The organism is Corynebacterium sp. HMSC072D12, assembly GCF_001813925.1.
GTDB classification, from domain to species: domain Bacteria; phylum Actinomycetota; class Actinomycetes; order Mycobacteriales; family Mycobacteriaceae; genus Corynebacterium; species Corynebacterium aurimucosum.
In genome coordinates, this window is the sequence record NZ_KV814392.1 from 232269 (window position 1) to 257134 (window position 24866).

A 24866-nucleotide genomic window follows, 5' to 3' on the forward strand; every position below is an offset into this window, starting at 1 on the left:
TAAGTTCTACCTGGGCTTTTTAAGGTCCGTGTCTTTCGGCTTCGGGGCGTTCGGATCGATCGGGCGGCCATCAGCATCCAGATCATTGAGCTCTGCCAGTTCGGTGAAGTCGGCCTGCGCGTCGGCGAAGCCTTCCTCCGGATCAATTTCATCGAAGTTGCGGATGGTGCCGTCGCGCTCGTCCTTGAACATGTCCTTGCCGTAGACGACGAGCACCATGATGATGCCGGCAGCGAAGCCCCAGGCGGCTCCCTGGGTAGCGAGAACGCCGGCGGTGACACCTGCGATGCCAAGATCCTTTTGGTTCTTGGATTCCATGATGCCCACGCGCACGGACACGAAGCCCTGGATGATGAGAGTCAGCGCCAGACCCACCGGCAGGATGGGCTCAACGAAGGAGGTGATCGGCAGCAGCAGAAGACCCACGTTGGTGCCCCAACGGAAGGAGCCCGCACCGCCGAAGATGGTGCGCATGGCGCGCTTGCCCTGCTTGTAGCGCTCGACGATGACCACGTGCATTGCCGCCCACAGCGGGCCACACATGGCGACGTCCGGTCCGATAATGGACATCAGCATGTTGCGGCCACCAAAAAGCAGGTGTGCGCGCGACGGGCTGTAGACCACGGCCTCGTCCGTGCGGACGTGGTCGGCTTCTTTGAGCACTGCGTTGGCCTGCAGGACGTCACCGAAGACGACGATGTAGGCAGCCAGCACCGTGGGGATGGCGGTAAGGAACATGTGCGCCGGCGGCAAACCAACGCCGAAGACGGTGTACTCAGACCACAGAGTGATGAAGTCCGGCTTGGAGAAACCCCACTCCACGTCCGGCCATGGGGCCTCGCCCGCCAGCGGCGCGACAAAGACCGCGACGAAGATAGCAGGCAGGATGCCTAGCGAAGCCAGGAAGCGCCAGCCGGCGGCTTTCTGTCGCAGGGCTTGGAAGCCACGGGAGTACATGAGGAAGAAGGCCACGGCCACCGCGATGGTGATGGTAATGGGGAAGGAGTGGAAACGTCCGCCTTCCTGGAACACCGAGATGATGGCAGCGATACCAGCGCCAAGGACGATGCCGGAGCGCAAGCCAGAGGGGATGAGGCGGACGACCTTCGATGCCCATCCCGTTATGCCTAGCGTTAAGGAGAATATGCCCAGCATGAGCTGGAAGCTGATCAGCGCCCAGATGCGCTGCTCACCCTCCGGGAAGGTCTGGATGTAGACCGTCAACAGTGGAATGGCCGGGGTAATCCAGCCGGGAACAACTGGGTCGCCCAGGATGTGGTGGGTGAGGTAGAGAAGGCCATTGAGCATGACGACGGCCAGCGCCGCTTCGTAGGGCATGCCGAGGGCCTCGGTCATCAGGGGGATAGCGCCCAGGTCGACCACGCACATAAACAGGCCTTGGGCGAAGTCCGGCCATTCCATGCGGTAGTGCACGAAGGGGAGGCGGACATCGAAAGGCCCCATCTTCCAGTGAGGCGAAGCTTGACCGATGCCCTGGTCTTCAGGTTCGGTGGCTTCGGTGGTTTCGGCCATGACGGCCTCCTTTCAAAGAAAAGGGACCAAGCCCAGCGGGCGTGAAGCGCGCGGGGCTTGGTGAGGAAAGGTGAGAGATTTGTTGAGGTTTAGCCGAGCTCTGTTTAGTCGAACTCGATGATCTGGCGCAGGGCTGCACCGTCGGAGAGGCGGTCCATGGCGGTGTTGATGTCCTCGAGCTTGATGTGATCAGAGATGAGGGCCTCTGCGTTGAGCTTGCCCTCACGCCATAGCTGTTCGTACTTCGGGATATCCTTCGACGGAACGGAGGAACCCAGGTAGCAGCCGTGCACGCGGCGTGCTTCACCGGTCATTACGAGCGGGTCGATGGTGATGGTGGAGCCCGGTGCCGGCAGGCCAACGGTGACGGTCAGGCCGCCCGGTGCGGTGACCTTGTAAGCGGTCTCCAGTGCCTTCGGGTGGCCGGCAGCCTCCACGACGGCGGTGAACTTCTTGCCAGACTCTTCGGCTTCCTGTGGGGTCATGGCGGAGGTGGCGCCGATTTCGAGGGCCTTTTCGCACTTGTCCTTCTGCATGTCGATGCCCACGATCTCCTTCACGCCGAGTGCAGCGGCGGTAATGATCGCGGCCATGCCCACTCCACCGAGGCCAACGACAGCGATGCTGTCCTCCGGCTTCGGATCAATCTCGTTGAGGACGGCGCCGCCACCGGTGAGGATGGCGCAGCCGAGGATAGCGGCGATGTCCGCCGGGACATCGGAGCCCACCGGTACGACGGAGAGCTCGGAGACCACGGCGTGGGTGGCGAAGCCGGAGACACCGAGGTGGTGCTGAACCGTCTCACCGTTGCGGGTGAGGTGGCGGGTGCCGCGGATGAGGGTGCCCTCGTTGTTGGTCTTGGAGCCAACCTCACACGGCATCTTGCCGTCGGTCTTGCAGCCGGCACACTCGCCGCAGCGCGGGAGGAAGGTCATGACCACGTGGTCGCCTACCTTGACGTTGGTAACACCCGGGCCGATTTCCTCGACGATGCCGGCGGACTCGTGGCCTAGCAGCATCGGCAGCGGACGGGGGCGGTTGTTGTTGACCACGGAGAGGTCGGAGTGGCAGAGGCCGGCAGCGGTGATCTTGACCAGAATCTCGCCCTCGCCGGGAGCGGAGAGCTCGAGCTCGCTCACGGTGATGGGCTGAGAGTCGGCGTAGGGGCGCTCATCGCCGGAGCGCTCCAGAACGGCGCCGCGAATGGTAATCGTGTCAGACATTGATACCTCCAGACATCGGATGGGGTTAATGCATCGTAATGTACGCCACGTCACGTCGGAGAGGGCGAGAACAGCATGGGAAAAACTACACCCAATATATGCTCGGATGGAGAATTCTCTACCTGCTGAGCGCGTGAGCGCGCAGCGCTACGAAGACATCGAGCCCGCGCTGGCCCACGGCCCACTTATCTCCCATGAGCTCAGCGATCCGGTCGAGTCGCTGGCGCACCGTATTGGGGTGGATAAACATGGCGCGAGCTGTTTGCGGGATGCTGTGGCCGGAGAGCAAATAGTGGTGCGCGGTATCGGTCAGCTCCGTGGAATGCTCTGCGTCATAACACACCAACGGGCCGATCGTGCGCGTGGACAGCGCGCTCAACGCCTGCGGGTCCGCGCCCAAGATGAGGCCGACAGTGCCCAAGGTATCTTCGGTGACTAAGCGGCCTTGTACGCCGAGCGCTAAAGCTGACTCCAAGTAGGCCATAGCGGAATCGTGGGCGCTGCGTGCCGAATCCAGCCCGTCGAAGCCGATGGCAGAGACCGTCAACTCAGGGAATTCAGACAGCAGCGGGGCAAGTGCCTTATCAATTGCTCGATCCGGCTGGTACAGCACGCACACGTGCTGGTCGTGGTGTGTGATAGCGGCATTTCCCGGCAGAAGGTGCTCTAGTTGCGGGCGAGTTGGCAAACTCTTTGCCGAGTGTAAGCCGACGAAATAGAGCTGTACCGAAGAATTCAGGCTGATTCCCGTTAGGTGGCGCAGACGAGCGATCTCCTCGCGCCCAGCATTACCCAGAGCGACGGCGTAGACGAGGTCATCGACTTTGCGCGCGGTGGCGTCGACAAGCGCTTCGGCAAAAAGAGCAATCGCAGTAAAGGCAGCGGAGGCGTGGCTGATGACGCGCAGTTCGGCATCGCTGAGCTCTTTGTCCACGCCAATCGTGCCTAAGGCCCGCCCGTTGAACTCCACGGGGAAGGTACTGGTTGGGGGAGTGTTCGGGGCACCTTCCGTGGTCCATAGGGACACCGGTGCATCGAGGCTATCAGCCAACACGCGTTCGAGTTCCTCAAAACTCGCGTTATTCATCAGCACGTGGAGCAGCTGCGTGTTGACCTCATTGAGCCACTGCAGTTCTTCGACATGGCGGCTGAGCGCAATCTGGGAGCGGGTCAATTCGGCCACGGATTCGCCTTGGCTCTCGATGACTTGCGCATTCTCCAGCGCCACGGAGGTAATAGAGCCGAGTACCTCGAGGGCCGCGATTTCTTCGTGCGTGTAGTGGCGGGGGTGGCGGTCGCCCACGAGCAGCGCGCCGATGGTGCGCCCGGCGATGCGGATCGGGGCGCCGAGGATTCCGCGGATTCCTTCGGCTTCTACCGCGCGGTCCACGTAATCCACGTGCGTAACGTTGGGATCTGCGGAATGGTCATAGGTCCACGCTGGGCGGTTGGTGGCGGCCACGATGCCGAGGACTCCGGAGCCCATCGGCATGTTGATGGTGCGGAATTCCTCCGTGACGACACCGCTGGTGGCCAGCACCTTGGTAAAGCCGGTGTCCTCATCGTTGAGGCTGAGATAGCCCACGTCGGTGCCGATGGTGGAGCGCGCGTGGCGCACGATGGCCTGGAAGATATCAGAGGATTCGCGGCCGGAGTTGAGCATGTGGGAGACGTCGAGCAGTTTGGTCGACATCACCCGCCATGTGTGGTTGGCGCGCATGGTCTCTTCGATGGCCCGAAGCGCGCCAAGCTCCTCGGCCGCCAATTGCTCGCGCAGCTCGTCGGGGACACGGGTGCCGCTGGCGAGATGGGAGAGTACGGGGCCGAGGAGAGACATGCTCCCTAGTTTAGGGGGCTGGTCGGGGCGCCACCTACTTCCAGTGGGAAGAGGAACGCTTGGTCATCTGCTCGCGGTACTGCTGAGTGGTGGTGGGCAGGAGCTCACCGGTGGCCCAGTCCAGGATGACGCCGTAGTGGCGGACCAGGTCGAGCTGGTCCAGCTCGCCCGCGTTGTAGCGCTCTGCCACGGATTCCGGGTCCTCCGCCAGCTTGTCTAGGCGGGAGGAACGAAGTTCCTCACGTAGCTTCGTGGTTTCCTCCTCATCGAGCTCGTACTCATCGATCTCGGGGTCGATGGCGTGGATGACAGCGCCGTAGTCTTTGGCAGCACGGCCCACGGACACGTAACCGTCGATGACGTCCTCCAACACAGCCTTCGGGTCGCGCTCCAGGGCATCGCCGAATCCGCCACCACCGGCAGAGGGGCGTTCGAAGGTATCGCCCGGGCCGACTGGCACGTTGGAGAAGAGCGCGCCGAGGTACTTCTCATCCGGGGTGCCGCGGTTGAGCCACACGCCCTGCGGGATAGACGGCAGACCACCCTCAATGCCCCAGGTGACCGAACGGGAGCGGTCACAGCAGTAGCTCATCACGGTCTGGTTCGCGTCCGTGAGCACGCCGCCCTTGGATACGCCGACGCCGCCGCGGAACTTGCCGGGGCCGGCCGAGTCGGTGACCAGCGCGTGGTGGCTGGTGATCACAGGGGAGAGGCGCTCCTGGCCTTCCACCGGCTGGACCGCCAGGCCTGGGCCGAAGACGGGTGCAGTAGCAGAAGAACCATCGCGGTCGACGCGACCGCCCCAGCCGCCGGCCATCCAGTCGTACCACATGAAGAACTCGCCCTTATCCTGCGGTTTCTTCGCATCACGCGTATCCCAACCACCGATGAGCAGGTACTCCAGGTTGAAGGCGCAAGCCATGGCGCGCTCCTGCATGAGCTGGGACCACAGCTCGAAGACGGCGTTCATGATCTTCTCGAAGGGGCCGGAACAGAAGCCGGTCACCGCGTGCGGCATTCCGGCGTTGACCACGGTTCCCTCTGGGCCGAGGTCGATGTCCATGGCGCGGTAAAGACCGGAGTTCAGTGGAACGTCGGGGAAGAAGGTCTTCGTACCGGCGACGATTCCGGAGAACGCGGAGCCATAGCCGGCGTTGAGGAAGCTGGCGACCGCCGGTGCGGAACCATCCAGTGAGTAAGAGAGGCGCCCGCCCTTGATGCGCATCGTCACCTTGATGGGAACCAAGCCTTCTTCCTTAGCGGGGTCGAGGTCGATGTAGTCGGTGGTGGACCACTCGCCGTCCTCCAAGTCGGCGACGCGGGCGCTGACGATGTCTTCCACGTAGTCCTGGACCTCACGCAGCGCGGTCCGCACGATGTCGACCGAGTACTTGTCCACGAGACGGTGGATTTCGCGCTCACAGACCGCGGTGGCTTCGGCCTGGGCCTTGAGGTCACCCATGACGATCTCTGGGCTGCGGGTGTTGCCTGCTAGGAGCTTGGCCACGTCCTTGAGGAACACGCCCTTGGACCACACGCGCACCGGAGTGATGCGCAGGCCCTCGGTGTAGTAGTTAGTGGCGGACACATCGAAGGAGCCCGGGACGGAGCCGCCGGCATCAGCCCAGTGGCCCTTGTTCTGCGCGAAGGCCAGAAGCGTGCCCTCGTAGAAGATGGGGCGTAGGAAGGACACGTCATTCATGTGCGTGCCGCCCTGGTAGGGGTCGTTGATGGCGAAGACATCGCCTTCGTGGATGTCATCGCCGAATTCCTCGAGCACGGCCTGGCACTGGAAGTGCAGCGTGCCGACGTGGACGGCGATGTCCTGGTCACCCTGCATGACGGTGTTGCCTTCGGCGTCGCAGAGCGCGGAGGAGAAGTCGCGCGAATAAATAACGAAGGAATAGCAGGTGCGAAGAATCTGCTCGGACATGAGGTTGACCGAGGTGGCAAAGGCGTTCTTGAGCACCTCGAAGGTAACCGGGTCGAGCGTACGGCGGCTGGAAGAAGACGGCGACGGCTTCTGTGGCTGTGTCTGAGTAGTAGTCATGTCGATTCCTTTCAAAGGAGAGTCTTAGGCGAGCGTCTTAGGCGTTGGTCGCCTTGCCGATGTGGATGCGGATGTTGGACCACTCATCAATTTCTGCGCGGTCACCAGGCGGAATGACGGTGGTGGCGTCGAATTGATCGATGATGGCGGGGCCGTTGAGCTTTGCGCCGGCCTTCAGATCCGGGCGGTGGTAAATCGGGACATCGGCCCAGCCGCCGTGCGCGGAGAAGTACACAGGGCGGGTGGTCTCCGGGAGCTCTGCCTCGTGCTCTTCGACGTCATAGTGCTTGAAAGGCGGGTTCTCCAGCTCACCGATAGCGATGAGGCCAATCTGGTAGAACTCCACAGCGCCTTCGCGGTCGGCGAAGGAGTACTCGCGCTCGTGCTCATCGTGGAACATGGCGACGGCATCATCGAGCGGGTTATCGGACTCGGGGATTTCCACCGTCAGGGAACGCCACTGGCCGCGGTAGCGCATGGACGCAGTCAGCTTGAACTTCATGCGCTCCTCAGGCACGTGCTCCTTGTGGAGGCGCTCGCGGGCCTCGGAGATGAGCGCTTGGAATTCCTTGCGCAGGTCCGCGGTGTCTACCTCGTCCACGGGTGCTTGGTACATCTTGGTGATGTCGTGGCGGATATCCACGAGCAGGCAGCCCTGTGCGGAGGTAACGCCCGGGTGCGGCGGGACGACGACGGTGGGGATGGAGAGGTCGCGGGCCACCTCGGCACCGTGCAGTGCGCCGGCGCCGCCGCCGACGACGAGGACGAAGTCACGCGGGTCGTAGCCGCGGCGGATGGACAGCAGACGAACGGCGTCGGCCATGTTGGCGTTGGCCACCTGGACGATGTTTTCCGCGGCGGTCTCGGTATCGAGGCCCAGAGGATCGGCGACGGTCTTGTTGACGGCCTCACGCGCGGCATCCGGGTTGAGCTTCAGCGCGCCGCCGATGAGCTCAGTGCCGAGGCGGCCGAGGGTGACATTGGCATCGGTATTCGTGGCTTCGGTGCCGCCGCGCTCGTAACAGACCGGCCCCGGATCCGCACCGGCCGACTGCGGACCATTGCGCAGGGATCCTGCCTCATCGATCCAGGCCTCCGAACCGCCACCGGCACCGATGGTGCCCACCTCAATGGACGGGAAGCAGATGGGGAAGCCGTACTCGACCTGCCACTGCTTGGTAATGCGAATATCACCTTCGTAGACCAAGGCGATGTCGGTGGAGGTACCACCCATCTCCAGGCCGATGGCGTTGGAGTAGCCGCAGCGCGTAGCGATGTCCTGCACCGCGATGGCGCCGGCGGCGATACCGGAGGCGGCCAGGCGGACCGGGTAGCGGGAGACCATCTCCGGGGTCATGGAACCGCCGCCGGAGTGGAGGAGTAGCAGGTCACCGTCGTAGCCGCCTTCTTCCAGCTGGCGGGATAGGCGGTTGACGTAGCCGGAGACGAGCGGGGCTAGGACCGCATTGGCGACGGTCGTGGAGAAGCGGTCGTGCTCGAAGATCTCTGGGAGGATTTCGGAGGAGGTGGAGATAGCGGCGTCGGGAAGCTCCTCGCGCAGGATCTCCGCCATGCGTTCCTCGTGGGAGGCGTTGGCGTGGGAGTTGATGAAGCAGATCGCCACGGTCTCAATCTTCTTGCGGCGCAGGATGCCGGCGATGCGGCGTGCCTCTGCCTCATCGAGCGGGGTGACCTCTGCGCCGTCGAAGTCGATGCGCTCTTCGACCTCGTAGCGGTCGCGGCGGCGGATATAGGGCTCCGGAACGTCGTGGTAGGCATCCCAGAGCTCATCCTTGGTGCCGTCACGGATCTCCAACACATCGCGGAAGCCCTTCGTGGTGATGAGCGCTGCCGGCGGGAAGCGGCGCTGGATCAACGCATTCGTGGCCACTGTGGTGCCGTGGGAGAACACCTCGACCTGGTTGAGCTGGACGTCGGCCGACTTGAGGCCGTTCATCACCGCCTTCATCGGGTCATCCGGGGTGGAGGGAACCTTGGCTACCGACAACTCGTGGGTCTCGGTGTTAACAATCGCGACGTCGGTGAACGTTCCGCCGACGTCAACGGATACGCGAAAAGGCTTGGTCTCCGTCATGGTGTGGACCTCTCTTTCAAAAGATGGTGAATTCGGTTGAGAGGAATCTTGATATGGCACGAGGAGGGGAGCAATGGAGAAACAGTGAATCAAGATGGAAAACGGTGGAGGAAACTCCAAAAAGCCAGGTTGCAGGGCGCTAGAATTACCTGATTAAAAGTAAGATAGGACACTATTTTTTGGAGGATTAAGTGGCGTCACAAGAAAGTCCGGTGTTGCGGATCGCCGATCTCGTCGTGATGGAGCCGCGGCTGCGGCGCCTGAGCAAGCCGCTTGAGGATGAGAATTTTGTGGGGCTGTGCGCCGAGGGCGATGGGGACGTGGCGGGCTGGCTAGTCCTTCCCCAGCCGGAGGGAAGCCCACGCACCATCCAGCGCCGGCTGGTCGACGCCGCCGGGGTTATCTTCCTCGACTCCGAGTTCGATGAGCAGGAAGTCCTGGACTCGGTAGAGGGAACCGGCGCCCTCCTGTACGGCACCGATGGGATCACGCGCCAAGATATCCGGCGCGCGGTGGATGAGCTTTTGCGGCGCCAACCCAACCTGGCGTCCTGGCGCAAGCTCAGCACCATCGGGCAATTAAGCCCCGGGTTGGTTAACCCGGCGCCGGAGTCCGAGATCCTCGCGCGATTTGCCAGGTTTAGTGGAGATTCCTTGCTGTTGTTGACCGTTGATGGTCGGGTTATTGCCGCCGCCGGCGAACTGCCCGCGCGTAGTATCGCTCGTTCCCTGTCGGTGGTGGTCAACCACAGCACCACGAGCATGCACGTGGGGCGTTGGAAGGTCTTTGCCCGGTGGCTTGACATTGCTGGTGAGAGCCCCTCCTTCGACCATGGCTACTGGCTGATCCGGGGGCGGCAGACCAGTCAGGATGCAGACTTCGATGACCCCGCTTTCGCAGCGCTGGAGGAACTACTCACCGCTTCCCTCATGGCGCAGAGAAACATCCTGCGCAACCACGTTGCCGAATCGAGCGCGTTGATGGTGGCGTTGTGCGATGAGAATTCGAATAGGGAAGAAGTGGCCACCACGTTGCGCAGGCGGGGCTTTTCGGAACACGCGAAAATGCGCCTCATCGTTTCCGATTCCATCAAGGATTCCTATCGCAGTGATGTGCGCGACAAAGCTTTCGCCGTGGCCCAAGATGCGGGCGTGCCACTGGTGCTGGGATATGTGGCTGGCCGTACCTGCGTGCTGACGACGCAATCGGGTACGGAGACCAAGATTGCGGATGTGCTCTTCGGCTCAGTGGGGCTTTCCGACGGCTTCGATACCGTCGAGGAAGGCCCGCAGGCGTGGCTGCAGGCATTGCTTGCCGCGGTGGTGGTGGAACGGAAACATTCCCTGCATCTGCAGAGCATGGAGTTTTCTCAGTGCAGTGCCATTGAGAAGGCAGCGGCCTACCTGGGGCAGCGCGGTCTCGAAGATGCAGTGGGGCAGCTCGACCGCGCCATCGGCTCCATTAAAGATGGGGAAGAAATCTTCCACGCTTATGAGGCCGAAGGGTTTTCTGTCGCCCGTGCGGCCAAGGTCGTGGGTGTACATGCCAATACGGTCCGGCACCGGTTGGAGGCACTGGCGGAACGCATCCGCTTCTCCGATGCAGACCTAGTCCTGTGGGCGCTGTGGAAAGCGCTGCGCCCCCGTATGCAGCGCTAGGCGGCTGGATGCGGGGGCACGGAGAAGGTGTGAGAGTAGAGAGTGAGAGGGGAGTGGAGAGAATTACACCTTCTTCTTGCTGCGCGGGATGGGCTTGCCGGTGATGAGCGCGTGGAGCTTGCCATCGCCGATCTGCATGTCCTCCGGGAGATCCGCGGAATCAACCTCCGTCATGATTTCCTTGATGAAGTCAGACTCCGGGATGGAGGAGTTGCGAGCAATGGCCACGAGTTCACGCATCTCCTCATCGGAGAGGTGGTTGTCATTCTCAAAGCGCTTCTTGAGGAGCTCGCGTGCGCGGCGGCGCAGGTCCGCTTCGGACTGCAGCTCCCCGCGGTTCTTCAGCCAGGCGAAGCCGATGATGAACATGATGGCGATGCCCATGTAGCCCAGAATCGGGTAAACCCAGCCGATGAGGTTGGAGAAGCCAATGAAGGAGAGGACAAAGCCGATGAGCACGGAGATGACATAGACCTTGTAGAAGTGCTGCGGCTTGCCGCGGGTAAGGCGCTTGGCAAAGGCATAGAACATGCCGATGGAGGTGTTATAAATCATGCCGTAAATAGCAACGGACATGGCGACACCAAGCCACGGGTGAATCTGCTCAATCATGGCCAGCGTTGGCATCTCAGCCTCGGTGATCGGGCCCACGGAGACGTAGAGGCCACCGACGAGGACCGCCAGCAGGAACAGGAAGCACAGGCCGCCGAGGATGCCGCCGTAGCCCACTTCCTTAGCATCGAGGAAGTTACCGCCAATAACGATCATCATGGAGACCACGACGATGACGTTAAGACCCAGGTTATTGATAGAGGAGACCCACCAGTTCGGCAGCGTCGTCGGCAGCTGCTGTGCCTGCTCGTTGAGGTGCGACCAATCGGGGTTGGACGTGAGCACGGTATAGACCGTGCCGATGGTGAGCAGGACGATGATGAACGGGGTGATAGCGCCGATGGCGATGGTTACCTTGTCCACGTCAAGCAGGCCAGTTAGCAGGGTGAGCACGAGCATGAGAACCGCGCCGATCCATACTGGCCAGCCCCACTGCTGGTTAAGGTTGGCGCCGGCACCGGCGAACATGGCGAAGCCGATGCAAAAAAGACAGGTCAGCGTGGCGAAGTCGAGGACCTTCGACACAATGGGGGTGGACACCGCGTTGAAGACGGAGGTGTGCTCCTTGGCACGGTGATAAGAACCTAGTTGGAGAATAGTGATACCGGAGATGGTCATGGCCAGTGCAGCAACGATGGCACCGACGATGCCCATGTTGCCGAAGGCAACGAAGTATTGAAGGGCCTCGCGGCCGGAAGCGAAGGAGGCACCCGCGAGTACGCCGATGAAGGCCATCGCGATGCCGAATGAGCGTTTAAGCATGGTGAACCTAACTTTAGGTGGACAGAAATAGCTACTTATGCAAACGGGGCAGGCTGCCTTTGAAGGTGCCTGCCCCGTGCGTGATGGAGCGGAAGCTTCTAGTTCGCTGCCGCCTTGATGAACTCGGCGACGACTGCGAGCTCTTCCTCGCCGCGGTCAATGACACCGGCGGAGGTGAACAGCCCGTGGTGGTAGCCCAGAAGGTGCTTGTGCGTGACGTCGACGCCCGCCTTCGCCAGCTTGCCGGCGTACTCGATGCCCTCGTCCGCGAGCGGATCGTTATCCACCGTGATCACGAGTGACGGGGGCAGGCCCTCCGGCAGCTCTTCTAGCAACAGCGGGGAGAGATCCGTTGCCGTGCGCTGTGCCTCCTCCGTGACGAAGGTATCGATGAACCAGCGCATGGTGTCAGATGCCAGCGGGAAGCCCTCCTCCAAGCGCTTGTAGGAGGCACCGTTCTCGGTTCGCTCGCGGGAGCAATCCGTGATGGGGTAGAGCAGGATCTGGGAGCTGAGCTTGGCGACGTCTTCTTCGCCCACGAACTCGTTCGCCAGGGTAGCGGCGAGCTGGCCGCCGGCCGAGTCACCCGCTACCGCGATGGAGGTCACGGTCAGCCCGTGCTCGGCCTCAGGGTTGGACAACCAGCGGTAGGCAGCGCGGCAATCGTCGATAGCCGCCGGGTAGGTGTGCTCCGGGGCAAGGCGATAGTCCACCGCAACGACCGGGAGACCGGTCAGCACCGCGATACGGCGTACCGAGGAGTGGTGGGTCTCCAGGTTGCCCATGAGCCAGCCGCCGCCGTGCATGTAGAGCACCGCTGGGGTCTCCTGGCCGCGCTCCGCCTCCGGGCGGGGGTCGTAGAGGCGAACTTGGAACTGGTCAACCTGGAAATCCGTGGTCGCGGGTTCCTTCTCCTCGTGGAGCGGGTTGGCGTGGGCCGAGGCTACGTAGTTCTCACGCACCTGCGGGATGGGGAAGTTATGGAAGGACTTCGCCCCACCATCGCGGAAAGGTTTCAGCGCCTTCCACGCATCCTCAGCGACGGGACGCCCGGAAAAATCGTCGTGCAGAGTGTGCATTGTGAACTACCTCCTAGACCAGCTCGTAGTCGTTGAGCTCGAGCTTGTCGGTCAGCTCGTAGTACTCAGCGACGTTGCCGGACCAGTTGTTGATGACGCGGCCTTCTTCGTTCTTGTACCAGGAGGAGCAGTCAGCGGAGAACGCAGATGCCTCGAGCTCCTTCTGGATCTTGGTGTTGAACTCGTCGATGACGTTCTTCTTCACGTCGAGGGCTGCCTCCGGGTTCTCGCGCAGGTAAGCAACGGCCTGGGAGATGTAGCGGTCCTGTGCCTCGAGCATGGCCACCACGGAGTGGTGGTTGAGGTTGGTGTTCGGGCCATAGAGCATGAAGAAGTTCGGGAAGCCGTCCACGGTCATGCCCAGGTAAGCCTCCGGGGAGTTACCCCAGCGTTCGCGCAGGTCGACGCCATCGCGGCCAGCAATCGGCAAATCACCCTGGAACTCCTGGGAGTGGAAGCCGGTGGCGTAGATGACCACGTCAAAGTCGTGCTCTGCTCCGTCATCGGTGCGGATGCCGGTCTCGGTGAACTTCTCGATGCCAGCGGTGATGAGCTCTACGTTGTCACGGTTAAAGGTGGGGTAGAAGTCATCGGAGCGCAGAATACGCTTGCAGCCGAAGGCGAAGGTCGGGGTGAGCTTCTCCACCAGCTCCGGGTCGTTGACCTGGGAGCGCAGGTGCTCCATGGCCTGCTCGACACCCTCGGCAGCGGAATCGGTGCCCTTACGGGTGCGGTCGAAGCCCTCCTCGCGGACCTCGTGGATCTCCTGGCGGATAGCGCGGTAGGAATCCGGGTTCTCCTGGAACTCCTTAAGTTCCTCATCGGTGAAGATGACCTGGTTGCGCGGCAGGATGTAGTTAGCGGAGCGCTGGAACACGGAGAGCTTTTCCGCCACCTTTGCTACCTCCGGAACCAGCTGAACTGCAGAAGCAGCGTTGCCGATGACGGCGACCTTCTTGCCGGCCAGGTCAACGTCGTGGTTCCACTCGGCGGAGTGGAACTGCACGCCCTGGAATGCCTCGCGGTTCGGGAAGTTCGGAACCTTCGGCTTGGAGAGCTGGCCCCACGCACCGACGAAGACGCGGCCGTAGTAGGTCTCACCGTTGGCCTCGATCTCCCAGGCCTTGAGGTCTTCCTTCCACTCGGCGTTGGTGATGCGGTGGTTGAACTTGATGTGGTCGTAGAGGTTGAATTCCTCAGCAAGAGCCTTGAGGTAGCCCTGCATTTCGTCCTGACCGGCGAACATGCGGGAGACGCCAAGGTTGAGGAAGTAGGAGTAGCAGTAGATCAGAGCCTGGGTATCGCAGGCAGCACCCGGGTAGGTGTTGTCGCGCCACACGCCGCCGACCTCATCGGCAGCCTCGAGGATGAGGAAGTCTTTCTGCTCGTCGCGGACCAGCTGGGCGCCCATGCCCAGTCCGCCGTAGCCGGTGCCGAGGATGATGCAATCGTAGATCTTCATAGTGGTGTGTCTCCTTTTAGACGGTGGTGGTGTGGATTAGTTTGCGCGGATGGCTTCGGCCAGGACCTGGAGGCCGTCGCGCAGGGTGGACTCATTGATGACCAGCGGGGGCAGGAGGCGGATGACGTTGCCGTCGAGGCCGCAGGTGAGGATGAGCACGCCCTGCTCGCGGCAGGTCTTGGCTACCTTGGCGGTGAGGTCAGCGTTCGGCTGGTTGTTGTCGTCTACCAGCTCGATGGCGATCATGGCGCCGCGGCCGCGGACCTCGGCGACGGTGGTGAGCTCGAGCAGCGGCTCCAGCTCCTCGCGGGTGATGGCCTCGATCTCGCGGGCGCGGGAAGCCAGATCCAGCTCCTCCATCTCCTCGAAAGCTGCCAGGGAAGCAGCACAGGCCACCGGGTTACCGGCGTAGGTGCCACCCAGGGAGCCCGGGTCCGGGGCATCCATGATCTCGGCGCGGCCGGTCACAGCGGACAGCGGCATGCCGCCGCCCACGCCCTTGGCGGTGGTGATGAGGTCCGGGATGATGCCCTCATCGTCGCAGGCGAACCAGGATCCAGTGCGGCAGATACCGGCCTGAATTTCATCGGCGATGAAGACAACGCCGTTGTCGGTGCACCATTCCTGCAGTGCCGGGAGGAAGCCCTTGGCAGGCTCGACGAAGCCACCCTCGCCCTGCACCGGCTCGATGATGACGGCAGCCAGTTCTTCGGTGCCGACGTACTGCTCGATGTAGCGCAGGGTGCGCGCTGCAGCCTGCTTGCCGTCGAGGCCGTCGCGCAGCGGGTAGGACATCGGCGCGCGGTAGATATCAGCGGCCAGGGTACCAAAGCCTTGCTTGTAGGGCTTGTTCTTGGCGGTCATGGTCATGGTGAGGTTGGTGCGGCCGTGGAAGGCGCCGTCGAAGACCACAACGCGGTTCTTGCCGGTGTAGCGGCGAGCGATCTTGATGGCGTTCTCCACTGCCTCAGCACCGGTGGAGAAGAGGCAGGTCTTCTTCTCGTGGGTGCCCGGGGTCAGCTCGTTGAGCTTCTTGGCCACCTGGATAAAGCCCTCGTAGGGAGCGTTGAGAAAGCAGGTGTGGGTCAGGCGGCTGGCGGCTTCGGCGACGGCCTTGGCAACGCGCTGGTTGGAGGCGCCAACGGAGGTCACGGCGATGCCGGATGCGAAGTCGACGATGGTGTTGCCGTCGACGTCGACAAGCACGCCACCGTCACCGTCGGTGATGTAGGAGGGGTAGCCCGGGATGACGCCAGCAGCGACGTCTGCTTCACGGGCGGCATTCAGCTCCTGGCTGCGAGGGCCAGGGATTGCGGTGGAGACATTCCGCTCCTGGGGGAGGCGGTGCTTGAGATCCTGCATGCTGTCTGCTCCTTAATACTCGGAATTTTTTTATGACGTGGGTCATTCTTATGGCTAAACTTCAGAAGGGCCATAGACAATCTGGTGAAAGAATGGTGAGAATTTGTCCACAATGGATATGGGGGTAGCGGTCGGGCTGGAAGAGGGGAGCGTTTCCCTGAGATGGTTGGCTAATCAGCCTGATTTGGGGATAGAAATTCTGCACGATTGTGGGCGCCCTTTTTCCGTAATACACCCGTGTGAGCTGCGCGATCCCCGCGAGTTTGTGGGGTCTGAGGTGGTTATCCTGCTTACCGGCATGGCCTTTGAAGGGAAGCCGGAAGAGCTGACGGAGTACATCCACAGGGTGGCCGAAGGCGGGGTAACGGGGGTGGGCTTCGGCGTTGGGATTGCCTTTGCCGAGGTTCCGCCCTCCATGGTGGAGGCCGCCCGGGAATGCGATATTTCGCTCTTCACGGTGGCGCGGCGTGTTCCCTTCGTTTCGGTACTCGCGCGTCTCCACGACGAGCTTCAGCGTCAGCGTGAGGAAGGCCTGGAACTCTTCATTGCGCAGCAGGGTGCGCTGAACGACGCCGCCATCGCCGGCCTCGATGCCCTCGTGGATAAGACCGGACGCCTGTTGGGAGCGCACTGCTGCCTCGTGGATAAGGACGGACGGGTCTTCGCGCAGTCGAGTCACCCCGGCCTGCCCCCAGTGGAGTGGGGCCCGGTAATTACCGATACCCGCGCGCAGAACTTCTACGCCGCACGCCGCGTCGGCGGGTGGAACGTCTTGGCCCAGCGCTTGGCCGACCACGGTGCGCGCTCCTTCGGGCTGCTGGCGGTGGCGCGTGAGAGTTTCGGTGTGAACGAGCGCGCACTGCTCAAACAGGCTGCAGGTCTCGCGGAACTCACCGTGAAGCGCCCGCAGGAGCTGCGGCGCACCCAAAACGAACTCAACTCCATGGCCATGGCCATTCAGTTGGGCATGGACCAGCCGGAAGATCCCATGCGCCGCATCTTCCACATGGTGGGCGATGCGCAGGGTCGGGTACGTCCGGTCTTAGTGAAGTCGGAAGGCGAGCGCGCCCACCAGCGCTTCCTCCACGCCTTGGACGCTCGCCTGCAGGAGCACGGGCGCTTGCTTTTCGAGTACGCGCTGGATAACTCCTCCAGCCTCCTGCTCTTTAGGGGGAGTCGTTCGATGAAGAACTTGCAAGACTTGTTGCGTGATATTCGGGGAAGCAAGCGCATCGTCGTGGGGCAACCCATGCCATGGGGCGAGCTGGGAGTAGGAGTTGTCCGTGAATTGGAATCCTTCGCCTTTGGGCTGCAGCCAGGAATGTTGGCGGGACCAGAATCGCGGACGCTGAGCTGGACCAGGGATCCCAGGGTCAAGGGTGCGGTGCACAATCGCGCCGAAGAAACCTGGGGCAAGGTGCGCGCGTACGACGCGGAGCACGGCACCGAATTGGCGGAAACCTTGGAGGTTTATTTGCGCGCGGGTGGGCACGTGAGCCGCACCGCTGAGGAGCTGCAATCGCATCGGCATACCGTTCGCAAGCGCATCGCGGACTTGGAGGATCTTCTCGAAGTCGACCTCAAGGATCCTCTCGTGGCGGCGGAGCTGCTCATCCTCGGGGTCAGCGTTCCGAACTGAGTCCTCAATGGTCGGTTAAGAATCAATACTGAGTAAGAGGAGTTCTGCGCGGGTGACGGGGTTAGCCAAGTCCACGCCACAAAGTTGCTCCACTTTATCCAACCGAGCGCGCACGGTGTGCCGGTGAACCCCAAGCTCCGCGGCGGCAGTGGCTAGGTTGGCGTTGCCCACGAGGAAGGCGCGCAAAGTGGCGAGCAACTCCGTATTGTGCTGAACATCGTGTTCGGCTAGGCGGCTGACCGTCGCCGCGCGCCGGGCAGTGAGGGCCTCGGGTACTCCGGGCTCTGACAGCCAGGTAGGGGCAGCCGAATCGAAGGTGGCCACAGCGCCGAGCGGCAGGCTGCGCGCGTGGCTCTGGAGAGAGGACAAGAGCGCCGGTGTCAACGCCTGCCATTGGATGCGCTGCAGGATGGATGTGCGGAGGTAGCGAGTGTGTTTCCCGCTTAAACCTGGGTGTGCGGTGCCCGGGGGAAGCGCGATAAGCGCCGAATCGTGTTCCGGGCGGATGAGGTTGAGAGGCTCGGCTTTTCCGATCTCGCTCAAAGCCCGCGCGAGGCGGGAGGGGGAAGCTGCCGTGAGAAACAGGACATCGATGAGATCATGGCTATCGACCATATGAAAAGCCGCCTGCAGGGCGGGGGAGTCAACGCCGGCCAGTTGGGTATCAAGCGCCAACGCTCCGAGGATCGTGTGCGCAGTGGTGTCGGGATGATCTAAGAGCAGGCTGGCCAGGCCGGTGAGGTGTCGGATGAGCGCGCGGGAGTAGGAATCGAATTTCTCTGCACGCGTTACCGCGATGGCCCAGCGTCGTCCCGCTGATCCGAAGATGCTGGTGATGGTGGCGCCTGTGCTTGTCGACGTCCCCGTTCCCCGCCCCGTCTGCTCCGCGGCTTCCACCGCGGCGTCGGCCGCACTGATCCGGCCGCGATCGCTGCGGCTGACCACCGCTCCGGAGAAACTGGCTACTGCTACCGCGGCGCCGAGTTCCTTGCCTGCCTGTGCGATGAGTGCGTCGATGCTCGTGGCTGCCGCCTGGTTGAGGCGTTCCTGCTGGCGGTGGAGTGCAAAGTGCGCGTTGTTGTCCAAGCGGGCCTGTTCCTGAGCCACGGCTGTGGTGATGGATACGAAGCGGGTGGCGCGTGGGACCTCAAAAAGGGTGAGATTGTGCTGGGAGCAGGCGCGGATAAGTTCTGTGGGGACCTCACTGAAGGCCAGCCCGGTACCGAAGCCGATGCCCTGCACGCCGGCCGTGGCCAGAGCCGCGCCATAGCGCTCAAACCCCTCCGGTTCTTCCTGAAAAGCAAGCCCCAGGGTGAGCATGAGCGCGCCGGGGGAGGTGAACTCGCTGGGGTCCGCGAGCTCGGAGGCGTGGATAGTGTTGAACGTAGCGCTACCGGTGACGATGTTTCGCAGGTTCAAAGAGCGCTGGTTGAGAAGCCAGCGAAAGGTTATCTCACGCATGGTGGACAGAGTACACAGCTATGCACAAAAAATTTATACACCCTGTCCATAGTGGCGTCAGGGTGGTAGGGGCCACACTAAGTGGCATCCTATTCATCCGAACACAAAAGGAAGACCATGCAGGAACTTCAGTACCACATTGAGCAGTCCCGCCACCTGGGCCAGCAGGTCCCGGGCCCGAAGAGTGCCGCCTTGGATGAGCGTCGTAAGAATGCCCTCCCCGCGGGCATGGCGCCCTCGCTTCCGGGCTACGTGGTGGATGCGGATGGCGGCATTCTTGCCGACGCCGACGGCAACCGCTTCATCGATCTCGCTTCCGGCATCGCCGTGACTTCTGCCGGCGCTTCTAACCCAGCCGTCGTGGCCGCGGTGCAGGAAGCTGTCGCACACTTCACCCACACCTCCTTCACCATTTCCCCGTACGAGTCCTACGTGGCCGTGGCAGAAAAGCTCAACGAGGTCACCCCGGGCGATCACCCGAAGAAGACCGCGCTGTTCAACTCCGGTGCGGAGGCCGTCGAGAATGCCGTGAAGATTGCCCGTAACTACACCGGCAAGCGCGGTGTCGTGGTCATGGACCGTGCCTTCCATGGACGCACCAACCTGACCATGGCGATGACGGCCAAGCAGTCGCCCTACAAGAACGGCTTCGGCCCCTTCGCCCCGGAGATCTACCGCGCGCCGATGTCCTACCCACTGCGTGACGGCCTGAGCGGCGCCGAGGCAGCCCAGAAGACCATCACCATGATTGAGCAGGAAGTTGGTGCAGCCAACCTAGCCTGTGTTGTTGCTGAGCCGATTCAGGGCGAGGGCGGCTTCGTCGTCCCAGCCGAGGGCTACCTCGCAGCAATCCAGAAATGGTGCAACGAGAACGATGTGGTCTTCATCGTCGACGAGATCCAGGCAGGCATGATGCGCACCGGTACCTGGTTCGCCTCCGACCATGAGGGCATTGTTCCGGACATGGTGACCATTGCGAAGGGTATTGCCTCCGGCATGCCGCTGTCTGCGGTAACTGGCCGTGCAGAAATTATGGATGCCCCGCAGCCAGGTGGCCTGGGCGGCACCTACACCGGCAACCCGGTGGCCTGTGCTGCTGCGCTGGCAACCTTCAAGGAATTCGAAGAGAAGGACTTCGGCGCGCGTGCTCAGAACCTAGAGAAGGTTGCCCGTGAGGAGCTGGAGCCCATCCTGGGCGATGAGCGCGTGGCCGAATTCCGCGGCCGCGGCGCGATGCTCGCCCTCGAATTCGTCACCGCTGAGGGTGAGCCGGACTCCGAGCTGGTGCACAAGATTGCCGACGCCGCCAAGGCCGAGGGCGTCCTGCTGCTGACTTGCGGCCTGGACCACAACGTCATCCGCTTCCTGCCTTCCCTGGCCATCCCGGAGGACCTGTGGCGTGAGGCGCTGCAGGTCGTTGTCAAGCAGTTCAACGAATACAAGTAAGGCAAGACCACGTGCTCACTCAGCGCTGGCTGGGTGAGCACAAGTTTTAGTAATCATCGGAGAAGTCTTTGTCCAATAAAATTTCTGTGCCGCAGAGGGATGAATCCGCGGCGGAATTCAAACCCGCGTTGTCTTTTGCGCAGGGCGTTGCCCTCATTTTTGGCACCAACATCGGCGCTGGAGTCCTCTCCATTCCTTATGCCGCTCGCAACGGCGGATTCCTTGCGCTCGTCATTGCCCTGCTCGTGGCCGGTACTCTCACGACCATTTCCATGTTGTACGTGGCGGAGTCCGCCATGCGCACCAAGTCCACGCTTCAAGTCTCCGGACTGGCCGAACATTACCTCGGGCAGTGGGGAAGGTGGCTGGTCTTCGTTGCCATCATCGTCAACGGCATCGGCGCGCTCATTGCTTATGCCGCCGGTTCCGGCGACTTGATCAACAACATCTTCGGTCTGCCGCCACTTCTTGGAACCTTGATCTTCTTCGGCTTCGGCTCGTGGGTGATGTACCGCGGACTGCACACCACGGGTAAGACCGAGGGCGCGATTACGGCCGGAATGGCTATCATCATCGCTGTCCTTTGTGGATGGACGATTCTGGGCCCTGGAATCAAGATTGACAACCTTTTGGTTCTGCACCCGTTCTTCATCGTCCCGATTCTGAATCTGGCGGTCTTCTCCTTCTTGGCGCAGTATGTGGTTCCGGAGCTCGTACAAGGTATGGATCCGGCTAAGCCGCAGGAGACCGCGCGGGCAATCGTTGTGGGCATGGTCATCACCGGCTTTACCCTGGCGTTGGTACCTTTTGCCGCGCTTGGCCTCCTTGGCATGGAGGTCACCGAAGTGGTGACCATCGCCTGGGGAGAGGCACTCGGTCCGGTGGCCTACTACCTGGCCAACATCTTTGCCCTAGCAGCCATGCTGACGTCATTCCTGGCGATTGGTTTTACCACCATGCGCAACGTCCTAGACATCTTCCACTGGGAAGGCGTGAAGGGCCAGCGCATTGTGGCAGTGGCACTGACGGTTGTTCCGCCATTGGTGATTTCCATTGCTGGTCTCGGTGGCTTCGTTGCGGCGTTGTCCTATGCCGGTGGTTTCGCGGGCGCCATCATGTCCGTCATTCCGGTGATGCTGCTGCATGCCTCCCGCAAAAAGGGCGACCGCGACCCGGGTTGGAATGTGGGCGGACTAGCTCACCCGGTAATTCAGGGCACCATCATCGTGGTTTACGTCCTGGCCTTCATCTACTCGATCATTTCCATCGTCGGGCTTGTGCCGGCAGGCTGGGCTTAACATTGGCGAATAGCTCTGAGAGAAAATAGGAGAACCTAGACTCAATCTAGCGATGTTCTTGGGCGGTGATGGCGCTACTGCGAAGTAGTATCATCACCGCCCAGGTCGCTCCCAGCCAGATTTATTTGCTAGCCCTACGCAAGCGGGTCCAATGGCCCAAGGGGTTCTTGCGTACGACTAACACCGCAATCACGCTTTCGGGTTTTGGATCAATCCTGTGCTGATGCGGCTAGGTTGGCAATTTGTGGCTCAGTGTTTTCTTCGCTCTGGACGTGGCTTTTGCTTGGGGGATGTCCAGAGCCGATGTTGTTATAGATGTGCGGGCGAGAGCGCTTGAGCAGCTCGCCGCGAAGAAAACCAGCTACTCCGCACAAGAGGATGATGGTTGGAATCACGAAAACCAAGTACCACAGCTCGGCATCACCAATGAGGTTCTCGAAGTTGGCCAAGATTAGGACGAACATTGTGCCGAACCCAATGATGGCGACAGATGGCGCGACTTTCGTGACGAACACTGGGTATAGTCCCTCGTGCTCCCTAAAATAGAAGTAAACCGACACCGAAGTAGTCAAAAGCAAGAAGACGAGTCCGAAACCACCAGCGTTGCTCATCCAACTGAATACGATTGCTGATGGAAAGCTCTCGTCATACCCTGAAAGCTTTTGAATAAGAAGTGCTACGACGATCGCGAAGAAACCGAAACAAGATTGGAAAAGTGACGCTGTAACTGGAGCGCCGCTCTCGCTAGTGGTGCCGAGGTTCTTCCAGATAACCTGCTCGCGACCCATAGCCATGAAGTAACGCGAAATCGAATTGTGGAAGGCCGTAACGGCGGCGAAGAGAGACGTGACCAGGAGGAGCTGAATTAGCGGAACAATAGATTGGTATCCCTGGCTCGCGATGAAATTGAAGAAAAGATCCGAACCTGACTCTTTTGCCGCCTCGACTACCTGAGATTCTCCAGTGCTTTGGGCAATCGACCATGACGAGAACCCATAAAAGCCGGAGATGATCAGAATTGATATAAGGGTCGCGTTTGGGATTGTTTTCTCTGGATTGATTGCTTCTTCGGCGTACATAGCGCTGCTCTCAATGCCCATGAACCCAGCGATAGTGAAGGCGAGAAGAGTTCCTGTCCCAGCTCCAATCAGTGCCGAAGGAGACAGGGTGTCAACTGAAATCCCATCTGTCGGATTGCAAATTGCGAGAATGCAGAAGAAAACAATGGCGCAAGACTCCAAAAGGAGGAGTACTCCTAGAACTCTCGAGGTAGCATCAGCAGATTTAATGCCCAGAAATGCCACTAGTGCTAATGCAATTAGTGCCCACACAACCCAATGGACATGGGTTCCTGTTATTGACTCGAACAAGCTAGATGCTGTGTATCCGAGGAGACAATAAAGCGCGATCTGCATAGCAGTGTAAGAGACAATCGCCAGTGAAGATGCTGCTAACCCATGACTTTTTCCGAGGCCGGCAGAGACGTAGGAGAAGAATGCAGCTGTATTGGGTATCTCCTTGGCCATAGCGCAGAAGCCGACCGAAAAGAATGCGACGAGTGCTCCGCAAAGCAGGTATCCGAGAGGAACTCCTGGCATTCCAGACGTGGCGTACGCCGCGGTTACTCCGGCAGAAACGACTGTTAAAGGAGCAGCTGCTGCAATAACTAGAAAGACGATGTTATGCGTCTTAAGAGTACGAATTTTTCCACTCATACGGCACCATCATTAGTTGAAGGGACGAGGCTTTCGAGCGCTGGACTGCCTTCACCAAAGTGAGAGGTATAGGCCTTTTTTAGATAATCGATTTGTTCATGTGTGAACGTGTTTCGAATTTGTCCTTCCACGATCTCGGCGTATTCATCCTTGAAGCCAGAGTTTTCACCTGTCAGGCTCTCTAAAACTGCTAGGCCACAGAAAGGAACGTAATACTGGCAATAGCCTCCTTCTTGGACCACCACGAGCTTTCCTTCAGAAAGAGTGTCTGCGGCAGCTCGGAGGGTCTGTGTCATGTTGAAATACCCCGAGGTTGTCACCATCATGCGGCCGAGAGGATCCATCATTGCGGCATCGTAGCCAGTGCTAAGGATGATTAATTCTGGTTTGAAGTCCTTAAGAGCTGGAACGACAATCTCAGTCAATGCGGTCTCATACACTAGGTCTCCGCTACCTGGAGGAAGTGGGATATTCAGATTGAAACCTTTACCTTTTCCGGTTCCCCGTTCCTCAACGAATCCACTATCGACTGGGAAGTTTCTATCTTGATGGATGGATACCGTGAGTACGCGGTCGTCTTCCCACCAGATGTCCTGGGTTCCGTTACCGTGATGCACATCCCAATCCACGATTGCGACTCTCTCTAGGCCTCGCTCTTCAAGGGCGAAGGAAGCTGCAGCCGAAGCATTGTTGAAAAGGCAGAATCCTAGGCCGCGGTTCCGCTCAGCGTGGTGGCCCGGAGGGTTAATCAGTGCATACCCTCGGTCGACGACATCATCAAGTACAGCTCGCGTCATTTCGATTGCGCCGCCAGCAGACAACATCGCAATGTCGGCGCCTCCTTGTCCGAAAGGCGAGCCTCCGTCTCCGCAATCGCCGCCCTTCGGGAGCTGTGACTGCTGGAGCATCGAGTTGATGTGCTGGGTGGAGTGAATTCGCTCCAATTGCGTCTTCGTTGCCGGCTTAGCTGAAAGGTTAGTGAGGTGTGTGCGGAGCTGTGAGACTTGCACCAACTCGTGTAGACGTCGCTTCGGTTCTGGTGAAGAGAAGTGGCGATTTACGGGTTGTAGGCCTTGGGCTGGATTCGCTGGAGCATTGCCACCTGTGCCCGTATCGTGCCACCCGTAGAGCGTGTCCCAGAGGTAGCCGACAGTGTTTCTCTTTTGCTTTTCGGTGGCCATTCAAAATCCCTTCTTCTCGGTATGGTGTTGTGGGCAATAGTACTAGGTAAGTGTGATTTACGAGACTTTTTACGACCCTATTTCAGTGATAGGTTAACTTCTCCTTAAGGCTTTTTAGCCCCTCTCTTTTTTGTCGATGCATGTACTCTAGTCGAGCTGCTATTAGAGGATTTGGCTTATGTGGGGATAGGTATTTGGTATCGAACTTCCTCAAAGGTTTGCTACCCTCTCTTAGGGGTACGGGGTGGGATGGGTTTATTAAAGTCCCTGGTTATTTAAAAGTGGAATTCATAGTAAGTTCCTACTTTTCCAGATTTCATTAGGGGGATTTGATGGGCTAGGTGTATGGGGGAATGCTTATTTGGTATTAGTTTCTGGAAATGAATAAGGATCGTTTAGTGCTGCTATTAAGTGAAGGGGTAGAGCGGCCCTTCCGGTTTTAGAGTGCGTTGA

The 24866-nt window shown here is 60.6% G+C and carries 16 protein-coding genes; 4 read left to right on the forward strand and 12 right to left on the reverse strand.

Features of this window, described 5'->3' with window-relative positions; genetic code table 11:
• Positions 1 to 6: 6 nt before the first annotated feature.
• From HMPREF2943_RS04680 to HMPREF2943_RS04700, 5 genes are all read right to left on the reverse strand, one after another.
• Positions 7 to 1533 (reverse strand): permease family protein, encoded by a 1527-nt coding sequence (locus tag HMPREF2943_RS04680; RefSeq protein ID WP_070644248.1) that lies wholly within the window; start codon positions 1531 to 1533, stop codon positions 7 to 9.
• Positions 1534 to 1637: 104 nt separating this feature from the next.
• Complete coding sequence (locus tag HMPREF2943_RS04685; protein ID WP_070446252.1) at positions 1638 to 2756, reverse strand: alcohol dehydrogenase catalytic domain-containing protein; 1119 nt, start codon at positions 2754 to 2756, stop codon at positions 1638 to 1640.
• 118 nt (positions 2757 to 2874) lie between these two features.
• On the reverse strand, positions 2875 to 4593 hold the full coding sequence (locus HMPREF2943_RS04690) for a helix-turn-helix domain-containing protein (protein ID WP_070710923.1): 1719 nt from the start codon (positions 4591 to 4593) through the stop codon (positions 2875 to 2877).
• Positions 4594 to 4627: 34 nt separating this feature from the next.
• Positions 4628 to 6643, reverse strand: a complete 2016-nt coding sequence (locus HMPREF2943_RS04695) for a hydantoinase B/oxoprolinase family protein (protein WP_070710924.1) — start codon at positions 6641 to 6643, stop codon at positions 4628 to 4630.
• A 37-nt stretch (positions 6644 to 6680) separates the two neighbouring features.
• Positions 6681 to 8738 carry a hydantoinase/oxoprolinase family protein gene (locus HMPREF2943_RS04700; RefSeq protein ID WP_010189244.1) on the reverse strand — a complete coding sequence of 686 codons (2058 nt, stop codon included), beginning with the start codon at positions 8736 to 8738 and terminating at the stop codon, positions 6681 to 6683.
• Between the two features lie 191 nt (positions 8739 to 8929).
• Between HMPREF2943_RS04700 and HMPREF2943_RS04705 the strand changes: the two genes are divergently transcribed.
• On the forward strand, positions 8930 to 10396 hold the full coding sequence (locus HMPREF2943_RS04705; protein ID WP_070446246.1) for a helix-turn-helix domain-containing protein: 1467 nt from the start codon (positions 8930 to 8932) through the stop codon (positions 10394 to 10396).
• 63 nt (positions 10397 to 10459) lie between these two features.
• Here the strand turns inward: HMPREF2943_RS04705 and HMPREF2943_RS04710 are convergent, their stop codons facing one another.
• From HMPREF2943_RS04710 to gabT (HMPREF2943_RS04725), 4 genes are all read right to left on the reverse strand, one after another.
• Positions 10460 to 11770, reverse strand: coding sequence for a YkvI family membrane protein (locus tag HMPREF2943_RS04710; protein WP_070446244.1), 1311 nt, complete (start codon positions 11768 to 11770; stop codon positions 10460 to 10462).
• A gap of 98 nt (positions 11771 to 11868) precedes the next feature.
• The gene (locus HMPREF2943_RS04715) at positions 11869 to 12849 is read right to left on the reverse strand and encodes an alpha/beta hydrolase (protein ID WP_010189241.1); all 981 of its coding nucleotides are present in this window, start codon (positions 12847 to 12849) and stop codon (positions 11869 to 11871) included.
• Positions 12850 to 12862: 13 nt separating this feature from the next.
• Positions 12863 to 14311 (reverse strand): flavin-containing monooxygenase, encoded by a 1449-nt coding sequence (locus tag HMPREF2943_RS04720; RefSeq protein WP_070446241.1) that lies wholly within the window; start codon positions 14309 to 14311, stop codon positions 12863 to 12865.
• Between the two features lie 36 nt (positions 14312 to 14347).
• Positions 14348 to 15673: a 4-aminobutyrate--2-oxoglutarate transaminase gene (gabT, locus tag HMPREF2943_RS04725; RefSeq protein WP_070710925.1), complete on the reverse strand. Its 1326-nt coding sequence runs from the start codon at positions 15671 to 15673 to the stop codon at positions 14348 to 14350.
• A 118-nt stretch (positions 15674 to 15791) separates the two neighbouring features.
• Between gabT (HMPREF2943_RS04725) and HMPREF2943_RS04730 the strand changes: the two genes are divergently transcribed.
• On the forward strand, positions 15792 to 17312 hold the full coding sequence (locus HMPREF2943_RS04730) for a helix-turn-helix domain-containing protein (protein ID WP_246817267.1): 1521 nt from the start codon (positions 15792 to 15794) through the stop codon (positions 17310 to 17312).
• A gap of 15 nt (positions 17313 to 17327) precedes the next feature.
• On the opposite strand, the gene HMPREF2943_RS04735 is transcribed toward HMPREF2943_RS04730, so the two are convergent.
• A complete protein-coding gene (locus HMPREF2943_RS04735) occupies positions 17328 to 18773 on the reverse strand; it encodes a PucR family transcriptional regulator (protein ID WP_070710926.1) in 1446 nt (481 codons plus the stop codon).
• 117 nt (positions 18774 to 18890) lie between these two features.
• On the opposite strand from HMPREF2943_RS04735, the gene gabT (HMPREF2943_RS04740) reads away from it, so the two are divergent.
• Together gabT (HMPREF2943_RS04740) and HMPREF2943_RS04745 are read left to right on the forward strand one after the other, a co-directional pair.
• Positions 18891 to 20219, forward strand: a complete 1329-nt coding sequence (gene gabT, locus HMPREF2943_RS04740; RefSeq protein ID WP_070644180.1) for a 4-aminobutyrate--2-oxoglutarate transaminase — start codon at positions 18891 to 18893, stop codon at positions 20217 to 20219.
• A gap of 68 nt (positions 20220 to 20287) precedes the next feature.
• Complete coding sequence (locus tag HMPREF2943_RS04745; protein ID WP_070710927.1) at positions 20288 to 21517, forward strand: aromatic amino acid transport family protein; 1230 nt, start codon at positions 20288 to 20290, stop codon at positions 21515 to 21517.
• 209 nt (positions 21518 to 21726) lie between these two features.
• On the opposite strand, the gene HMPREF2943_RS12140 is transcribed toward HMPREF2943_RS04745, so the two are convergent.
• The gene (locus HMPREF2943_RS12140; RefSeq protein ID WP_246817268.1) at positions 21727 to 23232 is read right to left on the reverse strand and encodes an APC family permease; all 1506 of its coding nucleotides are present in this window, start codon (positions 23230 to 23232) and stop codon (positions 21727 to 21729) included.
• Positions 23229 to 24413 (reverse strand): class II histone deacetylase, encoded by a 1185-nt coding sequence (locus HMPREF2943_RS04755; protein ID WP_070710929.1) that lies wholly within the window; start codon positions 24411 to 24413, stop codon positions 23229 to 23231. Before HMPREF2943_RS04755 ends, HMPREF2943_RS12140 begins: the two co-directional genes overlap by 4 nt.
• Positions 24414 to 24866: the final 453 nt, after the last annotated feature.

What these genes read in the sequence shown, in the direction of transcription:
- HMPREF2943_RS04720 (WP_070446241.1), bottom strand. Translation starts at nt 14,311, where the DNA reads ATGAAGATCTACGATTGCATCATCCTCGGCACCGGCTACGGCGGACTG.
- gabT (WP_070710925.1), bottom strand. Translation starts at nt 15,673, where the DNA reads ATGCAGGATCTCAAGCACCGCCTCCCCCAGGAGCGGAATGTCTCCACC.
- HMPREF2943_RS04680 (WP_070644248.1), bottom strand. Translation starts at nt 1,533, where the DNA reads ATGGCCGAAACCACCGAAGCCACCGAACCTGAAGACCAGGGCATCGGT.
- HMPREF2943_RS04700 (WP_010189244.1), bottom strand. Translation starts at nt 8,738, where the DNA reads ATGACGGAGACCAAGCCTTTTCGCGTATCCGTTGACGTCGGCGGAACG.
- HMPREF2943_RS04690 (WP_070710923.1), bottom strand. Translation starts at nt 4,593, where the DNA reads ATGTCTCTCCTCGGCCCCGTACTCTCCCATCTCGCCAGCGGCACCCGT.
- HMPREF2943_RS04735 (WP_070710926.1), bottom strand. Translation starts at nt 18,773, where the DNA reads ATGCGTGAGATAACCTTTCGCTGGCTTCTCAACCAGCGCTCTTTGAAC.
- HMPREF2943_RS12140 (WP_246817268.1), bottom strand. Translation starts at nt 23,232, where the DNA reads ATGAGTGGAAAAATTCGTACTCTTAAGACGCATAACATCGTCTTTCTA.
- HMPREF2943_RS04685 (WP_070446252.1), bottom strand. Translation starts at nt 2,756, where the DNA reads ATGTCTGACACGATTACCATTCGCGGCGCCGTTCTGGAGCGCTCCGGC.
- gabT (WP_070644180.1), top strand. Translation starts at nt 18,891, where the DNA reads ATGCAGGAACTTCAGTACCACATTGAGCAGTCCCGCCACCTGGGCCAG.
- HMPREF2943_RS04710 (WP_070446244.1), bottom strand. Translation starts at nt 11,770, where the DNA reads ATGCTTAAACGCTCATTCGGCATCGCGATGGCCTTCATCGGCGTACTC.
- HMPREF2943_RS04695 (WP_070710924.1), bottom strand. Translation starts at nt 6,643, where the DNA reads ATGACTACTACTCAGACACAGCCACAGAAGCCGTCGCCGTCTTCTTCC.
- HMPREF2943_RS04715 (WP_010189241.1), bottom strand. Translation starts at nt 12,849, where the DNA reads ATGCACACTCTGCACGACGATTTTTCCGGGCGTCCCGTCGCTGAGGAT.
- HMPREF2943_RS04730 (WP_246817267.1), top strand. Translation starts at nt 15,792, where the DNA reads ATGGGGGTAGCGGTCGGGCTGGAAGAGGGGAGCGTTTCCCTGAGATGG.
- HMPREF2943_RS04755 (WP_070710929.1), bottom strand. Translation starts at nt 24,413, where the DNA reads ATGGCCACCGAAAAGCAAAAGAGAAACACTGTCGGCTACCTCTGGGAC.